This is a genomic window from Spirosoma arcticum, from assembly GCF_054779955.1.
Map to the genome: position 1 here is coordinate 1 of NZ_BAAGXG010000034.1, position 16,411 is coordinate 16,411.

Annotated in this window: 21 protein-coding genes; 5 read left to right on the plus strand and 16 right to left on the minus strand. The window is 50.7% G+C overall.

What is annotated here, in order from left to right:
* The 4 genes from ACYVHB_RS31980 to ACYVHB_RS31995 form a co-directional block, all read right to left on the minus strand.
* Positions 1–520 (minus strand): DNA methyltransferase (locus ACYVHB_RS31980; RefSeq protein WP_461056114.1); only part of this gene is annotated, 520 nt, incomplete at its 3' end.
* Positions 520–1,365 (minus strand): hypothetical protein, encoded by an 846-nt coding sequence (locus ACYVHB_RS31985; RefSeq protein ID WP_461056115.1) that lies wholly within the window; start codon positions 1,363–1,365, stop codon positions 520–522. The genes ACYVHB_RS31980 and ACYVHB_RS31985, both read right to left, overlap by 1 nt.
* 164 nt (positions 1,366–1,529) lie before the next feature.
* Positions 1,530–2,486, minus strand: coding sequence for a hypothetical protein (locus tag ACYVHB_RS31990; protein ID WP_461056116.1), 957 nt, complete (start codon positions 2,484–2,486; stop codon positions 1,530–1,532).
* A complete protein-coding gene (locus ACYVHB_RS31995; RefSeq protein WP_461056117.1) occupies positions 2,483–3,919 on the minus strand; it encodes a type IV secretory system conjugative DNA transfer family protein in 1,437 nt (478 codons plus the stop codon). Before ACYVHB_RS31995 ends, ACYVHB_RS31990 begins: the two co-directional genes overlap by 4 nt.
* Before the next feature lie 202 nt (positions 3,920–4,121).
* On the opposite strand from ACYVHB_RS31995, the gene mobQ reads away from it, so the two are divergent.
* Together mobQ and ACYVHB_RS32005 are read left to right on the plus strand one after the other, a co-directional pair.
* On the plus strand, positions 4,122–5,069 hold the full coding sequence (mobQ, locus tag ACYVHB_RS32000) for a MobQ family relaxase (RefSeq protein WP_461056118.1): 948 nt from the start codon (positions 4,122–4,124) through the stop codon (positions 5,067–5,069).
* The gene (locus ACYVHB_RS32005; protein ID WP_461056119.1) at positions 5,035–5,502 is read left to right on the plus strand and encodes a hypothetical protein; all 468 of its coding nucleotides are present in this window, start codon (positions 5,035–5,037) and stop codon (positions 5,500–5,502) included. The genes mobQ and ACYVHB_RS32005 overlap by 35 nt, the downstream gene beginning before the upstream one ends.
* Before the next feature lie 22 nt (positions 5,503–5,524).
* On the opposite strand, the gene ACYVHB_RS32010 is transcribed toward ACYVHB_RS32005, so the two are convergent.
* Genes ACYVHB_RS32010 through ACYVHB_RS32020 form a run of 3 tightly spaced genes read right to left on the minus strand, consistent with a single transcriptional unit; the run spans position 5,525 to position 7,002 of the window.
* On the minus strand, positions 5,525–6,355 hold the full coding sequence (locus ACYVHB_RS32010) for a hypothetical protein (RefSeq protein ID WP_461056120.1): 831 nt from the start codon (positions 6,353–6,355) through the stop codon (positions 5,525–5,527).
* A 27-nt stretch (positions 6,356–6,382) separates the two neighbouring features.
* A complete protein-coding gene (locus tag ACYVHB_RS32015) occupies positions 6,383–6,712 on the minus strand; it encodes a hypothetical protein (RefSeq protein ID WP_461056121.1) in 330 nt (109 codons plus the stop codon).
* A gap of 41 nt (positions 6,713–6,753) precedes the next feature.
* Complete coding sequence (locus tag ACYVHB_RS32020) at positions 6,754–7,002, minus strand: hypothetical protein (protein WP_461056122.1); 249 nt, start codon at positions 7,000–7,002, stop codon at positions 6,754–6,756.
* Positions 7,003–7,120: 118 nt separating this feature from the next.
* Here ACYVHB_RS32020 and ACYVHB_RS32025 point away from each other — a divergent pair, with 118 nt between their 5' ends.
* Positions 7,121–7,429 (plus strand): hypothetical protein, encoded by a 309-nt coding sequence (locus ACYVHB_RS32025; protein ID WP_461056123.1) that lies wholly within the window; start codon positions 7,121–7,123, stop codon positions 7,427–7,429.
* Positions 7,430–7,456: 27 nt separating this feature from the next.
* On the opposite strand, the gene ACYVHB_RS32030 is transcribed toward ACYVHB_RS32025, so the two are convergent.
* The 6 genes from ACYVHB_RS32030 to ACYVHB_RS32055 all read right to left on the minus strand — a co-directional run bounded on the left by ACYVHB_RS32030 (position 7,457) and on the right by ACYVHB_RS32055 (position 12,569).
* Positions 7,457–8,440: a toprim domain-containing protein gene (locus tag ACYVHB_RS32030; protein ID WP_461056124.1), complete on the minus strand. Its 984-nt coding sequence runs from the start codon at positions 8,438–8,440 to the stop codon at positions 7,457–7,459.
* Positions 8,441–8,726: 286 nt separating this feature from the next.
* Positions 8,727–9,644, minus strand: coding sequence for a replication protein RepA (locus tag ACYVHB_RS32035; RefSeq protein WP_461056125.1), 918 nt, complete (start codon positions 9,642–9,644; stop codon positions 8,727–8,729).
* Between the two features lie 52 nt (positions 9,645–9,696).
* Complete coding sequence (locus tag ACYVHB_RS32040) at positions 9,697–10,047, minus strand: hypothetical protein (RefSeq protein WP_461056126.1); 351 nt, start codon at positions 10,045–10,047, stop codon at positions 9,697–9,699.
* A gap of 4 nt (positions 10,048–10,051) precedes the next feature.
* Positions 10,052–10,705: a nucleotide-binding protein gene (locus ACYVHB_RS32045; protein ID WP_461056127.1), complete on the minus strand. Its 654-nt coding sequence runs from the start codon at positions 10,703–10,705 to the stop codon at positions 10,052–10,054.
* A 113-nt stretch (positions 10,706–10,818) separates the two neighbouring features.
* Entirely contained in the window at positions 10,819–12,099 is a 1,281-nt protein-coding gene (locus ACYVHB_RS32050; RefSeq protein ID WP_461056128.1) for a Y-family DNA polymerase, read from the minus strand.
* Entirely contained in the window at positions 12,099–12,569 is a 471-nt protein-coding gene (locus ACYVHB_RS32055; protein ID WP_461056129.1) for a LexA family protein, read from the minus strand. Before ACYVHB_RS32055 ends, ACYVHB_RS32050 begins: the two co-directional genes overlap by 1 nt.
* Before the next feature lie 181 nt (positions 12,570–12,750).
* Between ACYVHB_RS32055 and ACYVHB_RS32060 the strand changes: the two genes are divergently transcribed.
* On the plus strand, positions 12,751–12,990 hold the full coding sequence (locus ACYVHB_RS32060; RefSeq protein ID WP_461056130.1) for a hypothetical protein: 240 nt from the start codon (positions 12,751–12,753) through the stop codon (positions 12,988–12,990).
* Here the strand turns inward: ACYVHB_RS32060 and ACYVHB_RS32065 are convergent.
* Together ACYVHB_RS32065 and ACYVHB_RS32070 are read right to left on the minus strand one after the other, a co-directional pair.
* Positions 12,983–13,642 carry a recombinase family protein gene (locus tag ACYVHB_RS32065; RefSeq protein WP_461056131.1) on the minus strand — a complete coding sequence of 220 codons (660 nt, stop codon included), beginning with the start codon at positions 13,640–13,642 and terminating at the stop codon, positions 12,983–12,985. The two genes, ACYVHB_RS32060 and ACYVHB_RS32065, sit on opposite strands and share 8 nt — an antisense overlap.
* Positions 13,643–13,940: 298 nt before the next feature.
* Positions 13,941–14,375 carry a toll/interleukin-1 receptor domain-containing protein gene (locus ACYVHB_RS32070; protein ID WP_461056133.1) on the minus strand — a complete coding sequence of 145 codons (435 nt, stop codon included), beginning with the start codon at positions 14,373–14,375 and terminating at the stop codon, positions 13,941–13,943.
* Here ACYVHB_RS32070 and ACYVHB_RS32075 point away from each other — a divergent pair.
* Positions 14,356–14,529 carry a hypothetical protein gene (locus tag ACYVHB_RS32075; RefSeq protein ID WP_461056134.1) on the plus strand — a complete coding sequence of 58 codons (174 nt, stop codon included), beginning with the start codon at positions 14,356–14,358 and terminating at the stop codon, positions 14,527–14,529. The genes ACYVHB_RS32070 and ACYVHB_RS32075 overlap by 20 nt on opposite strands.
* Before the next feature lie 217 nt (positions 14,530–14,746).
* Here ACYVHB_RS32075 and ACYVHB_RS32080 read toward each other — a convergent pair.
* The coding region (locus ACYVHB_RS32080; protein WP_461056132.1) for a DNA methyltransferase at positions 14,747–16,411 on the minus strand (1,665 nt) is incomplete at its 5' end.

Here is a 16,411-nt window from a genome sequence, read left to right on the forward strand (position 1 = left end):
AAAAAAGCGGAACCTCTGTGCCGTTGGGTAATGCAACAACCTTTACCCAGAAGTAATAGAGCACCTGGCACTGCTCACCTGTGCGCGGATGCTGTTTTGTATAATAGAAATTTATTTTGCGTTTTACTTTGCGTTCAATTTCGTTGAACGCTTCCAAAAGTTTGACAGCAGGGATGTGTCTAAAAGCTTGGCCAACAATGAAGCTACTAACTGGATTAATGTCGCATCCGACAGCTTTGCACCCCAATTTGATAGCTTCACCAATCGTGGTGCCGCTGCCCATGAAGGGGTCTAAAATGATGGCGTCATGCAAATTATGCTTATTGTAAAACTCACCCCAGATCTCGTTGGTCTCGTCCAAGACCGTTCCCAATGTCAAAGCTCTAAAAACAGAGCCTAACCGCTGCGCCCACCATTTGTGCGTGTGGTAAATCGGGCGGTTCACTTCCTTTCGATAGCTTTCTTTTTCAGCTACCGGATCGAGCTCCTCGAAAGGAAAGTTTCTCTCTAATGCTCTCATCACTTTTTTTTGCTCAACAAGTGAGGAATTGAAGCGACTCGATCTTTTTGAACTCGATCCTTACAAGCCTTAAAAATATCTGTGTGGTGGGGTAGGTTTGCGAGCTGGGGAACAGCGTCTGACTCGGCCAAGCCATCAACGACTAAGTAATGAAACGAATTTCCGTAAATATCATCTCGGATAACCACATCTGTTGCTTGTCCGGCGATTGGAAAAGTCTCAAAATCAGGTTTTTTCACAACTAATGTATGCCTCTGGCTTAAGAATTTGATCTTTGAATTAAGGGGATTGGGATAAGTGTACATCTTTCGGTTTCGTACTGATCCTTCTCCATATGGCCCGTGACGGTACTCACTCACATTGGCATATTTCGCTTCTTTATGAAGATTGAAATCATAATTTAAGAAATCGCCATCCATGAACACCGATCCAACAATTTCGTCACTGTCTGGACTCAAGAGAGCGAAAAAATAGAAGCAGGGTATAACGACCGTTTCTTTATCGACTTTTATAAGCGCTGAACCGCAAGGCAAACAGCTATTGTAATCAAGCGTCAGACCACGAGAATCAGCGCCACTTGCCTTCTGCATGAGCTTTTTAACTTCAATACTCAAAAACAAATTTGTCTTAGGATCATGAATGATAATATCAGGGGTCATTAAGGGGCCAGTGGGCACAATGTTATACTGAGGAAAAACTTCTCCGATCTGTTCCCGAACCCATTCGTCGAAGGGGTCATCTTGAGTCGAGCCTTTAGGGCGAGTCGTAAATGGAATCCTACGGTTCTCTATTTGATTAACTAAGTGACCATAGATGGCCAGTATGATTGAGTTTTTTTCTTCCATGCTGTCCTCTGAAAGTTCAGACTTTCAATGTGGGGTGCTCGTTTTGATTACTGCAAGATAGCGTTATCCGGCAAAACTGACACGTATGTAATGTCTCTTCGCCAGATAACGCCCTGTACTCGATAGCACCCCCATTGAAATAGTCGTGCAAAGCGGGGCTGGCCTTATACAGCCATTTGTGCGTCTCCTTCTCCCGTATCCTGTTTTGCTATCGCTTTCAGCTTCGGGCTAATGCGCTCGATGGCGCGGGCTAAGCTGGGGTTCTGGGCCTCGATGATCGGCAGCACATCGGGGTTCTTCTCCACCTCCCGCGCCGTCTCCTGCACCATCTTTTCTTTCGCGCCTGAACTCGACCCTTTTTTGGACTCGCCCGAAAGAAACATGCGGTAAAACCGCGCGTCGATCATCTGATCGCGGTAATCGAGGAAAACGCCCCGCTCGGCTTGATGGCGCATCCCGGTATAGAGATTCAGGGCCATGACCGAAAATATCAACCACCAGGCCATTGTATATTGCCCAAACGAAAAGCATAAAAATGCCCAAATGAACACCGCGAACGGCTCAACGAATCGTTCCGTGAACGTGTCCGGGTCGCGCAGCACGGGCAGAATGCTCGGCAATCGCTCTTTGTCGGCGCCGGGTGTGATCTCAAAAATCACTTTCACGATCATATCCAGCACCAGGTTCAAGACAAACATCAATCCCCTGCCGATGGGCAGCAACCAGGAGCGGCCCGACGAATAGGAATGCACAGGGTTTCCCATCGTGTCTTTCCACCACATGAACACAAAATGGCCGATGCTAAAAATGATGTACCATTTGATGACGCCACTCATGCCGCTGGCAGTGTCGGACGAGCCGCCCCGGTTGAGCAGCCAGGCAAGCGGGTTGAACATATTTATCAGCCCGAATATTTTCGATACCAGCGACCACAGGATTAGGATAATCAGCCCACCGATGAAATTCATCCGAGAAAAATACCGCTCCCCGAAATCACGACGCAAAAACACTTCGACCGGCACGGTCAGCAGCCCCAAAACATAGTTCATCAATCCGAGGCCGGGTATCATCCCGCCCCATGCTTGTTCCCCTCCGGTTACGTCTCGCGGCTGGTTTCTCATGGTTTTAACTGGTTAAAAGTGGATATCAGGTATGTTCGCTTGTTCGACCAAGTGCGGCCATTTTGAAAAATCACGCTCATTACGGTATGCCCGTTTTCCGGCCCGCCTTTCAAGAGCCGGGTAAAAACCTGCGGGGCTACGTCGTAATCAAAACTTTCCTGCTGAGACTCGCCAATGTTGAGCGATTGCCCGCCGACTGATTGCGATTGCCCTTGCCGGATATGCCAGCTCTTGCCGATCACGTCGGCGGCATGGTTGTTCGTCTCCGGATCGCTGTTGGCGTGCCAGATTTTCGTTTGAAGGTTGCCCACTAAGGAATTGACCCGGTGGCGGCTCCCCTCCCCGCCCATCTCGGCAAAGTAGTTGGGTAAGTTCTGCGTCAAATACACCGTGCAGGCCCGCGAGCTGCGAGCGGTCGCCTGAAACTGCATGTCGTATTCGGTGGCGAAATTCTGCGCTTCATCGACCCATAGAAAAACCGGCCTGGGGCTCTCCTTCACATCGCGCCGTTCGGCGGCTTGCTGCCAGATGTATTTATATACCACCTGGGCGGCTCTGCCGGCCTGACCGAACTCTTTCACGGGGAGATTCATCACGATCACCACGCCGTCATGGGTTAGCTCTGGGTAAGCTATTTTGTTGGGGTCGTCGGGTGGCTCCGAAAACAACATGCGGAACGGTCGGCGCAAAAAATTATCGGTCGTCGTGGTGAACATCGAGACGATGCCCGACCGAGTGCGGCTGCTGATGCTGGGGTATTCATCGAGCCAATATCCGGCGGTGGTTTCCAAATCGTAATCAGTCCACTTGTCGAGCGTTTTGGTCTGGCATTCGGCCAGTAATTGAGCGCACAAGCTCTTTTCCCACCATTCGGGGCTGTTGCGTTCTTCGGCACTCTGCGGGGCGGATCTGACGATCTCGTGCATGAGCGGTACGGACACGGTGCCGCGGGCAATCAAGCAAAGGTCGATGGCGTTCCGCATGAGCTGCTGCATGGCCCCCGACCAATACGGATCGGCCCCGCTGCCGCTGCTGCGGCTTACGGCCTCGTATACCGTCATGAAAAGCCGGACCAGGTTTTCGGTATATCCGGCCCCCTCGCCCTCGCGGTTGACCTCGTATTGGAGAAAGGGAAAGCGGTAATCTCCGCTGGCGTCGAATATCAGAACGCTATCGCTGCGCCCGGTCTCCTCGGCGTATCGCTGCCAGGTGGCCAGCTCGTCTTTCTTGGCGCACAGCACCAGGCCACCGAAATTGGCCCGCAAGTAAGCCTTGGCAAGTGCGGCCCCGCTGCCGCTGGTTTTGCCCGATCCGATGCCGCCAAAAATCTGCACGCCTTCGCACGCCTGGCGGATCGTGAAAGCGTCAGTTCGACCCGAACCGTCGCCGTTGGTGAAGCGATAGATCACTTCATCGAGATTGGTAAAATTCAAGGTGTGGAAGGTTCAAACGCTAATATGCGTGAACGATATTTTAGGAAAATTACCAGGCTATTCTTAAAAGTCGTTTACCGAATAATATATTTCTGATTAAAGTTTTGGGCTTGGTCATCAGACCCCTTAACTTGGTTTCGGGCTTCCCTTTCGCAGTGTTGCGAAGCAACACTTATACGCGCACTTACAAACTGCCCTACGCATGCACGCCAATTTGCACATAAGCACCATCAGCCGATCAGGGGGCCGCTCGTCGGTCGGGGCTTCGGCCTACCGCTCCGGGTCCGTTGTTACTGCTCGCTCGGTGGTGGCCTGTGCTTCGTATCGGTCCGGGGAAATATTAAAAGACGACCGATATGAAAAAACGCATGACTTCACCCGAAAAGAAAACGTCCTGCATTCGGAGATCCTCACGCCCGACAGTGCGCCCGAATGGATGAAGGACCGGCAACAATTATGGAATGGGGTAGAAGCGGGTGAGAAGAGAAAAGATGCCCAATTAGCCAAAGAAATCATCCTGACGCTGCCCCGGAATTTGGACCTGGAGCAACACAAAGAAGTGGTGCGGGAATTTGTAAAAGAGAACCTGACGAGCAAAGGGCTGGTGGCTGATTTTGCCATTCACAGCCCCGAAGCCTCCGACGGTGACCGCAACCCGCACGCCCATATCATGTACACCATGCGACCCGTTGAAGATGGCAAATTCGGCAAAAAGCTGAACGGCTATAGAGATGGTTTGCTTGATAGCAAACGCTGCCTTCAGGAGATGCGGCATTCCTACGAAAGCATTCTAAACGACGCTTCCGAGAAAGCCGAATCCAAGGTTCATTTTGATCTACGAAGCCTGAGAGACAAAGGCATCGAGCGGCAGCCGCAACCTAAGATCGGGCCGAAAGTCACCAATCTGGAAAAACGCGGTTACGAGACCGAATGGGGAAAAGAGGTGCGCCAGGTCGCCCACCAGAACAACGCGCAAGCGTCCTATGCTGGCCACAGCCTGACGCATCAAATCAGCTACCATACGAGCCGCGCCGTGGACGCGGTGCGCGATGATGTCGCGTACAAATATTACGAGGCCGCATATGGAGAAAATAACCACAAAGATTGGTACGGCAATGACGAACGAGACCGGGGCGGCATCGACCGCTAAAGACGAGATCCTAAAAAAATACACCAAACAGCCTTACCCGGCCTTGGTGAAACCAGCTCCAAATGCTGAACCCGACGAGACCGACGAAAACGAGGATGGGCGATACCGCGCTCTGGTGCAGTATAGGGAGAAGCGGGGGAGTGCCCCCAGGTTTCGCATAATCGACCGGAGAGGGCATATCTACGGGTGCGGCTATGCCTACCTACTCGGATGGTTCTACACGCCCCCTGAAACGCTCTCTATTCAAACCACGACGCACGTTTTCACCCTGACGGGCAAAGGGCTGGACAAGATCGAGCAATCCTTGCTGCGGGAAAAGGTCAAGGAGCTGCGAGAATTTCACCCTGGCCACGATGTGGAACCGGATGCGGGGCAACCCATCATTTCCGGCCTGGCGATTTCCAGCCCGTTTGACAAATTAGATCAAGATTGATGCGTCGCCTTGATGGCCTGTATCAACGGACTGTTTTAGCCCATGTGGTATCTACAATTCTTAGGTCTCCCAAATTATCAGATCGCTCGAGCACGATTTGCCAACGGCCTTTCCAATAGGTCTGTAAGGTGAGCCGATTATCACCAACCCAAATGCCCTTTGCCTTACTTCGATAGCTTTTATTCATGTCGTAGTGCCAACCCGCCCAGTAATACATGCCGTCGAATGCCGCGATGGGGTTCCCTTCTTCTCCAAAATAAAACATGCTTTTGTCGGCGCCAATGAAGCCATTCTGAAGATAAAACCAATGCGCACGCGCTGCAAAACCACCTAAATAGCCCCGATCAATCACCATCACGGCTACAGGGTCGCCAAAAGTATCACGGTAATAGGCGGCATGAATGAGTGCTTTCTTGTCCACCGGAAAATAAACATGCGGTATGAGTTCTTCAAACCCCGTGTGATACTCAAAGGGAACTTTGTATTTATTGACAGCCGGACGGGTGTATACTTGTTGCCCAAGGTAGCCTGCGCGCTCGGCTATTCCTGCACCCTTCGGGGGCGATTTTAGTATGGTTTTTTCCATCGAATCACGAGAGATCGGCTCCCAGGCGGGATAAGTTTTGTTGAACTCCCGGATTTTTGCCAGAGCACGCTCACTTCTGGCTATGGTGTCCTTTGTGGGGGCGTTGGCTATAGCGTGAATTTCTCTTAGTTGAGAAAGAAACAGCGTTGTGTCCATGCCCCCTTTTGCGACTTCCGCAGCATCGGATGCGGCTTTATCGGTGGATTGGCAGGCACAGGCCCAGGCCACGCAAGCCAGCAGGCAAGCGATTTGTCGAAGATTGTTCATAGTGAAAAGGGTGTGGCGAATTTGGTTTTATCTTTCCGGCTCTTTGGCGGGTCCGGTTTTCTCCTGCGCCTGGCTCGGCTCTGCGGTTTTGTCTCGTGTCTCGCTTTTGGCCTGGTCGATCTTCTGCGCTCCCCGCTGCGGCTGCTCCGGCTTCTGCTGGTCGGGAAACACAGTCTCGTTTAGCTTGGGTTCGCTCGTGCGGGCCTGCTCGGCTTGTCGGGGTGGGGTCTGGGGGCCGTAGCTGTCGGCCTTCAATTGCACGTTGTTATCTTTCAACGTCTGCACTGATTCTTTGAATGCGGCTTGCTCTTTGGCCGACGCATTTTGCATCAGCTCTTCGATTCGTTTGGATGCCATTTCAGGAAAGCGTTTGCCTGCCTAAAATTGGTTACTAATCCCTACAAATCACAGTCAATCAGCGGGTATCCGTACTTTGCGCAGAACGAATTTATTAAACGGATGCTTTGGCGAGATGAGTCCGGTATTTCAGCCACCTGGCCCGTGGCAACCTGGTTAAGCAGCCACGCGGCCTCTTTCCTGGCCACCCATACGGCCTCGGCTTCGCTCAATTCGCTGATGGGCGTGTCGTCGTCGCGCACCTGAAAGGGGAACGAAACGATCTGTGCGGTTTCGGCCTGGTTTGTCATGCTTCGATTATACCATGAAGCTGCTGCCTTACATGCGAAAGTTTGATGACGGTTTTATTGGTTACAGCAAAGACGTTTCACTAAGATTGATGTATCTTCGACATTCTTCCGCAAGTTTATGGAACGACGGTTTCAAATAGAAGGGCACGAGTGCTGCGTTGTTGTGACAGCCAACGGCTATAATGATTCGAACAACCCTAAAGCGACAGATCATCTGTTCGGCATACCCTCAGCGGTGGAATGGGTGAATATCGAAGCGTTCCTCGATGGGGAACTTGTCCGTGGGACAAACGTAAAATACCAAGAAGATTTTATCGAAACCATATACGGATATTGTAGCCTGCTCGTCGGCTTCGCCCTGCAAGAGAATGGACCTAACCAGTCGGAAGGAATGATGGAGATATTGAGCGATTTACAGTTCAAGTAAGCAATTTATTTGGCCAGGCATCAGACCTTATCTCTTTCTTTGGGTCGAATAAGCCCGTAGGGCATCATTTAGATCAGTGTAGGGCGCAAAGGTCGCACTCTGGTGTACTACCCTACCAGGCAGCTCGGCTTGATACCTCTCCGTGCATTTCTGACCCGCTGTGTTGTTGTCCAAATACGTTTTTACAATCTGGTAATCCTGGCTACGGATGTGGGCCACGGCTCGGTGAAACGAAGAAAGCGAGTGCATGATGATGCAATCGTCGGGGGATTCCTGCACCCCGTTCAGGATCAGGAAGGAGAGAAAATCGGTCATGCCCTCGAAAACGTGCGCCGTGCTGCGCCCGGCTGCGGTGCCAGGAATGACAGTGATGTCGCGGGCGACCAGGGCCGATTTGAAATTGTGCTTACTCGATGCCGCCCGAATCTCGTACCCTCCGGCTTGGTTCTCCATGCCAAAGGCGAAATACTCCCTGCCGTTGTTCCGGTAGCGCACCAGGCGCAAGTACCGTTGCGCCAACTCTGCCGGAATGTGGCGTTCTTCGGTCAGGTATTTGAGAATCACGAAATGGCGCAACGGCTGCGCGTCGATCAATTCGAGCTGACGATCTTCGGAAAAATTTTCGACCGCTTCGCGGTGGGGTTGCTGTTGAAAAGAAAAAAGGTCGGGTGTGGGCTTCGTCGGGAGCTGTGGCCTGGGAGTTGGGGTGCTGAATAATCCAGGCTGGAACAGGTCGCTTAGAAACGCCAGCGCGTCTTTGATGGTGGCTGGTCCGCCGGTCTGCTGCTGGTAGCGCATGGCGAAATCTATCACCGTGCCGCCTATGTCACCAAAGTCTTTCCATATCCATTTTCCGCCGATGTACGAGGTATGAAACGAGGGGTCTTTTTCCTCCCGAAACGGGGAGCAATACCAAAGCTCGTAGCCGCCTTTCCGTTCCTTCACGGGAGAGTGCCCCAGTTTAGAAAGTAGATCGGGTAAGGAAAGCTGTTTGGCCTGTTCGGTATTCATTGAGATATGTTCATTTGTTTGCCGCCCCCTACCCTGCACCCTTTTTCTTTTCACTAGCACAGAAGAAAAATTTTTGCGGGTTATTAGAGTTTTCCACCGAAAGCCAGCCACCATTAATAGTAAGTTTTTTTATTTAATAGTTACTATAATAGGTTGTCCTACCAAGTTACGGTGCTTTCCCTACCAAGTTACGGTGGATAAATACCGCTTGCTCCTACCAAGTTACGGTGGATAAGTATTCACAAGTAGCTGTTATACAGCACTTATCAACATGCCTCCTACCAAGTTACGGTATGATAAATTGCTGTTTCCTTTGGATCGGCGCGGGGCTTTTCTCGAACGTCCACCCCTGCCCGTCGCAGCTGAATTTGGCATCAGTGTAGGCAATATGGACGAGTTCGGCAGTACGGCGCATCTTCGCTTTGAAATTGTCCATCCGGTCAATATCGCCACCAAAAATTTCTTTCATGATCGGCCATGTTAAAAACAGTGGCTTTTTCAGGCTGTGTAAACGGTACGCCAAAAAGCTGTAAAAGTCGATGGCGCGGGCGTTTCCCGACAGGATACGGAGATGCTCGAGCGCAAGGGGCAATGGGTGCTTTTGCAGCTCCTCCCAATAGTCCAAACTCAGGTGAATATGACGCTTCCAAAGCAGGAGCTGGCCGGGTTGCGATTGCGGAAATAAATCGAACCCTTTCACAATGGGCAGATTCGCCTGTAAGCTGCTCCCGTCAGGCTGGCGGTAGCTGACACTGATGATAGATGACGCCAACCGGGCGATTTGATTACGGGCTTGGTTGATCTGGTTCCCTCCGTCCGTCAGTCCCATTTTTTGCAGGAACTTGGGAAGCGTGTCGGCCTCAATATCAATTTTGTTGCTGCCCTGCTGCAAAGCCAAAGCATTAATAACACCTAACAGCAAACGGGCTTTGGGGCCGAAAGGAACGCCCAAAAATTGATCCTCTCCAGTGCGCGGATTCTCGACGGACATTTGCTTTATCCGAAGCGAGAAATCTCCGCTTGTATGCTTCCAACTTTCGGTTGCCGTTAGTTTCGCGTCGCGCCGGGGGAAATATACATGCGCCAGAGCAACAGGCATATACAAATGCTGCCGCTCTTCCCGTGGTGTCTCAAAGCTCTCCATCACAAGCCGCATGCGGCTTTGAACGTATCGAGATGGCTTTTTATGCTCGGCGTCGCTCATAGAACTTGTACCTGTTTTTATACTTATCTCTATACTGGCTTCAATACTATTTTCAGTATTGAGTGCTATACTTCGCGCCTTCCTTCTTTAGCTTCTCCTGCACGGCTTCTATGATCCAGTCATGCAACGAAACATGGGAGCGGGTGGGTCTTACCTTGCGTAGCTGGTTGATCTCGTCGCGCTCTTTCACCAAGAGTTTCACCGTAATTCCTATTTTGGCTTCGGGGTCGGACTGTTCCGATACACGCCCTCTTGTGGCTGGCGTGGTTGCGCTGCTGACAAGGGATTTTCCGCCCTTGTTGATAAAAGCGTCTGCCAGGCGGTCAACGTGCTTATCGGGCCTTTCTGTGACTGCCGCCGTGCTTGAATCATCCGCTTTGGGTCTGCGTGTGAGCTTTGCCATATCGTTACTTCTTTTTCAGTTCATCAGAGATTTTCACCATCAAGTGCCGAAACTCGACTGCTGCTTTGTCATCAGCAACTTTCAATTCGATCACTCCTAAGCCGCTGGCTGCGGCTGTCGAAAATGCTTTTCGGTAGCCCAATGGGGCATCTATGAAAACGACCTGTTTGCTTTCCGAAAGCATCTCTGCGGCATCGCTGTTTTCGTCTCCTCGTGCGTCGGCCCGGTTGAGAAACACAAACGCTTTCAGGCTTTCGTTTACCGATCTCGCTTCGTCAATCAGCTTATCAACGCGCTCCAATGTCCAAATATCAAAAGAGCGCGGGACGAATGGCACCAGGTAAACATTCGATATAGTGAGCGCGGCCCTTTGGCTATCCGTGTCCCGTCCGCCCGTATCAATCACAATGTCCTGAAATTTCTCTTTAAACTTGGGCACCTCGCGCCGAATGGATGAGCCGGTTTGTTTCATCACTGCATAGGTTGCTTGCGTCCCCTCGCGTTCCTCCCGTAAGGTCGTGAAGTCATAAGCGGTTTCCTGGTCGTCGGCGTCAATCAGTAAAACGTCGCGGCCCTGCTGGGCAAGGTAAATTGCAAGGTTTGTCGCGACGGTACTTTTACCGCAACCGCCTTTTACTCCTCCAACGGTGTAAATCATTGGTTATCCTATTACTATGATGATGATTCAGTCGTTATTTCAATACTGAACTTTATACAAAGTAAAGTATTATTCCATATACTGTAGCAAATACTGATTAGTCCCTGTTTTACTCACCCGTCTAATTCTATTTTTGGTAATTCATCCCACCGCGTTGTGTAAGCCGGGCTGCGTCGATCAGCGCGGGTCTGCCACGGTCGCTTTTCGTTGGCTCCCTGCACGGCGAAACTGATGGTGTTCCGGCCATAGCGTCGGTTTAGATGATCCATCACGCTGGCCACCTGGCCTTGTTTCTCATGGTCGGTCGTGTCGAACATATCAACCTGAACTTGCTCCGCTGGAACGATGCCCGTCACGATCACCCCGGCTTTCTTGTATTCAAAGCCTGAGCAGTAGATCTGTTTCAGGCCATGAAGGGCATATTTGATAAGCTCCGCACTGCTGCTGGTGGCGGTGGCTATGCTCAGCGTCTGGCTTTTGCTGTATTGCGCTTGGTCGGGCCTAAACTGGTTCGTCTGCACAAAAACAGACAGCACACCCGCACAGGCTCTTTGCTCGCGCAGCTTTTCCCCGCACTTGTTGGCGAATGTGCTGACCGCTTCGCTGATAGCCTCCCAGCTGGTTTGCTGGGTGCCGAATGAGCGGGAACTACAGATATTTTTTGAGATGGTGCGGGGTTCCAGCATCGGCAAACAAGACTGGCCGCGCAATTCTAGCAAGAGCCGCGACCCGGTGACGGTCATGTGCTGCTTTACCCAATCGTCCGACAGTTCCGTAAACTGCTGGGCGGTCTCGATGCCCTTGGCGCGTAGCATTTCGGCGTATTGTCGGCCAATGCCCCACACATCACCAATATCAAATTGCTGCAATGCAGCAAGCCGCGCTGCGTCGTCGGTAATGACAAAAACCCCGTCATGATCGGGGTTCTTCTTAGCAATTTTGTTGGCAACCTTAGCCAGTGTTTTCGTGGGGCCGATGCCTATACAGGTGGGTATCTTCGTCCATTGCCTGACCGTTTTCCGCACCTGACGGGCGAATGGCTCTAACTCCTGCGCCGGAAAAATCGACAGGTCTAAAAATGCCTCGTCTATCGAATACACTTCCACCACCGGGCACAGCTCGTTGAGCGTGTTCATCACCCGCGCCGACATGTCGCCGTACAGCGTGTAATTCGATGAATAGACCTGGATCGCATGTTGCTTAATCAGGTCTTTGATAAGGTGGGCGGGCGTTCCCATTTTGACGCCCAAATCCTTTACCTCCTGGCTGCGTGAAATAATGCAACCATCGTTATTGCTCAGGACAACAACCGGGGCCGTGGACAGGGCAGGGGCAAAGATTCGCTCACACGAGCAATAAAAATTGTTGCAGTCGCACAACCCGAACCACGCCATCAATCGCGCCGAAAATTGCGGCTCAAGCCCTTTACAACCCCGAAAATACGCAGGTCGTCATGCTCTTGAATTTCGATAGGGGCAAACAGCAGATTGCGTGATTTAAGGTATAGTTGGCCCTTCACGCGTTTTAACATTTTCGCCTTGTAGCTGCCGTTCAAACAGCAGATGACAATATCGCCTTCCCGGTATTCGAGGCTGGTATCCACGATCAACAGGTCGTTTTCAGTGATCCCCGCGTCGATCATCGAATCGCCCACCGCTGCCACCAAGAAGGTGCGGTGCTTTCGGATATTGTGAAACTCGTTGAGGTCGAGCGAGGTCTCGATATAATCGTCGGCGGGGCTGGCAAACCCGGTTGTGCTGTTGCCGCATTCGACGTTAAGGGCGAATTTGGGCAACAAAACCGGCTTAAAGTCGGCAATATCGTACAGGGTAATTTCTGGCGTCGCAGAGCAAAGGTTTCGCATAGGTTGCCGATGAAAAAAGAAACATCTATGCGCAAAGTCTGTAAGAAATTTCCAGAATAGCAACCAAATCCAGATAAATATATTTTACTTGTATTATATCAGACTGTTATAAATCTTGAAATTAGCTTTGATTTGTAGATTAATCTTATTATTTTTCCAACGTACTAAACAAACCGTAGCTATGCCAAATAACAAAACAACTTCCAAAAACATAGGCTCTATTGCAGCAAAGCTGCTGCAAGACCCGAACGCCTCTAAAATTCAGAAGGAATTAGCTGGCTCTGCATTGTCCCAAATCCAAAAGGGCAACCAAACAGGGTCTGCTATGCAGGAAAAAGCCGGAAAGGTGTTAGAGAGCGACAAATACAGCGATCTAACACAGACACTCGCCGCTTCTATTTTGTCGCAATCGCCTAAGTAACAACGGCCTCAATGCGTTTTAGAAGTGCGTGAACCGTGCGAAGATGCCAGCCTTGGGAGTCATTCCGATAGGTAGGTATTTTCGCACGGTTCAGTTCTTCACATATGGCCCGGATCGTGGTCATTCCCTGTTGCTGAATCGTGTCAATAATGGGCCGCATCCGCTCTGCAAATTCGTCTGCGGCTTCGCTGTTCTGTTGACTCAATACTTCCTTGCCGTGCTTGCCTAATTGCTTCCCGCGTCGGATGGCGGCTTGCAATGCGTCTTTGGTGCGGGTGCTGATCTGCTTCCGCTCATGCTGCGCGAATGCGGCCAATAGATGAATCATCAGCTCGTCGGCGTGGGGGTTGTCCACGGCTTTGAATTGCACCCGGCTTTCCATCAGATTTGCGATGAACGCGACGTTGCGGCCCAATCGGTCGAGCTTTGCAATTATCAGCGTAGCTTTCTTTTTACGGCATTGGTCGAGTGCGGCCAGTAGCTCCGGGCGTTTGTTTTTCTTCCCGCTCTCGATCTCGGTGTAATGGGTCGCCACCTGGTAACCTTCTCGCTCCGCGAACAGACGCACGGCCTCTTGCTGAGCTTCCAAGCCTAAGCCGCTTTTGCCCTGCTGGTCGGTCGAGACCCGATAATATGCGATGGCGGTTTTCATCTTCGAGAAAAAATGTAACTTTGTGTACCCATTTCCGATTGGACTATGATCCTATCGGAGATGGTCGAGTGGTCGAAGGCGACGCCCCTGCAAGGCGTAAACCGAAAGGTTCATCGGGGGTTCGAATCCCTCTCTCGCCTCAATTACCAGAAGCCCCCGCACGAATCCGTGAAACGATTGGTGTGGGGGCTTTCGGCTTATATTGACCGCAATATATTACTACTTTGTTCACATGTAAACGGACGTTTATATGTGAACAAGGCCGATTAAAAGAAGCGCCCTTTCAGGCGTTCATTTATCAGACGCACACTGATTCGTCTTCGGGGGTGACCAGCTCGGCGAGCTTGGCAGCGATTTTTTCCATCGTATCTTCAGCAGTGCTTAAGCCGCTCCGGGATGCGAGCAAGGGACTAATTTCACGGAGAGCTTCATGCGTCGTGTTATGTACAACAGGAACAAGTAGTTCACGCGCCAAGAGCGCTGAAAGCTCTTTGTCGGCAATACCTTGATTTTGGATGCGACGCAGCAGCGCAGGAGTCACCAGCACGATACCGACTCTTGATTTCGCTAACCCCTTGTCGATTTCGCGGAGCAATGGTGATCCAAGTAGAACGTCCTTCTCACTGAACCAGACCGAAACACCCTTTGACTCAAGCAGGTCGTGCAGTTCCTTAGCGGCCTCTTTGCGGTCGTCCCACGCGTGGCAGAGAAAGATGTCCCTAAGTTCAGGCAGGGACGCTCGCTTCTCGAAGTTTTCGCGAACCGGCGTGAGCGTCCGGACCTCGGCAGGCGTGTACACCACGGGCGAACTGGCTCGGGACCAGCGCGGCTTTGCGCTGCTGCCGGACCCGCCACCGCTGCTCCGGCTGCTCCCTGACGAGGAGTAAGACGGATACGAGTACGATCTCGACCCATAGTCATTGTAGCTACTGTAGCGTCTGTTGCCGCCCCTGCATGCTGGGCATGCCTCTCGCCCGCTTGCAGTACGATGGCCATTTCGTGGTGCTGTGCATTGTGCCATATAAACAAAGATAACATTGCTATTGAATGGAAGCGTCAGAATCTTCTATGTGCTTTATGTCGGCGAGCATTGGGCGTGTTCTGTCAAACGCTTTCCAGGGTCAACAGATCGGCCAACCGCTTATCGTCAATTTCTTTGCTTACGCTTTTTGGATCGTGGCCAGCAAGTGAACAATATTTCAACAGAAGAGAGGAAAGGATAACTTTTCTATCTCCGTTCGACAAATCACGGCCTACTACCTCAAACCGCCTTTCAAAGTCGCAAAGCTCTTCCGTTGCACGGGTAACAATCGCATCTATCGAAAGCGGTGTTTCTTCCCATCGCTCTATTTTTTTACAAACAAATATTGCGTCAAGGTTAATAGGATTCTTTGTTGCCGTCTTTGGTGTTCCACCTGACATTTCGGCCTTTACGGGATAAACAGCTTGGATATGAAGCCCTGCGTTTGTAATTGCTTCGTAGATAGATAGCCAACCTTCAAAGCGTGAGTGGTGAAACGAGAACACTAAAAGGCCTTGGTCTTTTAATACCCGTCTGCACTCACTAAAAACATTACAAAGAGCATTTGAAAAATCTTTGCTCTTCTTGTGTTGGACTTCTCCGGCTCGGCGCGAATTATCGGAGTCGAAATAGGCGAATCGACCGCCCAAGGCGGGTTTCAACCAAGCAAAATAAAAGTCCGACAATTCGCTGTAGTGGACGAAATCGAAATAAGGCGGATCTGTAACAACAGCATCAATAGATGCATCTGGTATAGGAAGTTTTGCACTATCACCATTAAGCACCAGACACGATTTATCAGTGCGAAGCAGCTCTTCAAAATTGGTTACATAATTTGCTTTAATCGAGTCTGAGCAAAACACTTTTTCCGACGCTTCGTTTGAACCCTCTACTCGAATCTCAAACGGCTTATCTCTGTATTCTTGCGCTTTCAGCAAGCGGCTTTTAAAAAGAGAAAAGAATGTTCCTGAGCTTTTTTCATTGCCCCAAACACAGTTTTCAAGCGGGGTGCGCTCTGGTTTAAGAATGTGATTGAAGAATAAGTGCCTTACTGCGCCAGTCCCTTCGCCCTTAAATGAACAAAACGTATTATTGAACTCCAACACACCGGAGAATAGGCAAACAAATGCGTCTCTAACATCCTCATTCTCAATATCAAGAATTGCATCTAATAGCATTCCTAAGCAAAGCAATTGTCTATCGTTGAAGAAGTCAGCCCAATATTTATAGCCATAATTCAAAACCTGATTTGCATTATGGCCGGGCGATATTTTCCCTGCTGGGAATGGAAAATTGTAGTTTTTCAGTTCTTCGTGGGCCTCGTTATATAGTCGTGTATCTTCCTCATCAGCTCGGATGTATTCTTTCTTTCCGTCGCGGTTGAGAACCATTGATGCATATAACTTATGCTGTGGCGGCTTCCCTGAGGCTTTTATCAACTCAGAGATTTTGTGAGTTATACCCGTCGCCGGATCGGTGACTTGCTGGCTTTTCACGGGGCCGCGCTGCGGGTTAAACTCGTTTTTACATGATGGGCAAGAAAGGTGCTCCAAGTCGTACCGATCCTGAATAACGCCCCAGCAATGGGGGCAAATAATTTGCGCTTGTGGCTTCTTCTTCGGGTATGCGTTTTTGCTGAAAACGTAGTTGGAAAAAAGCGGAACCTCTGTGCCGTTGGGTAATGCAACAACCTTTACCCAGAAGTAATAGAGCACCTGGCACTGCTCACCTGTGCGCGGATGCTGTTT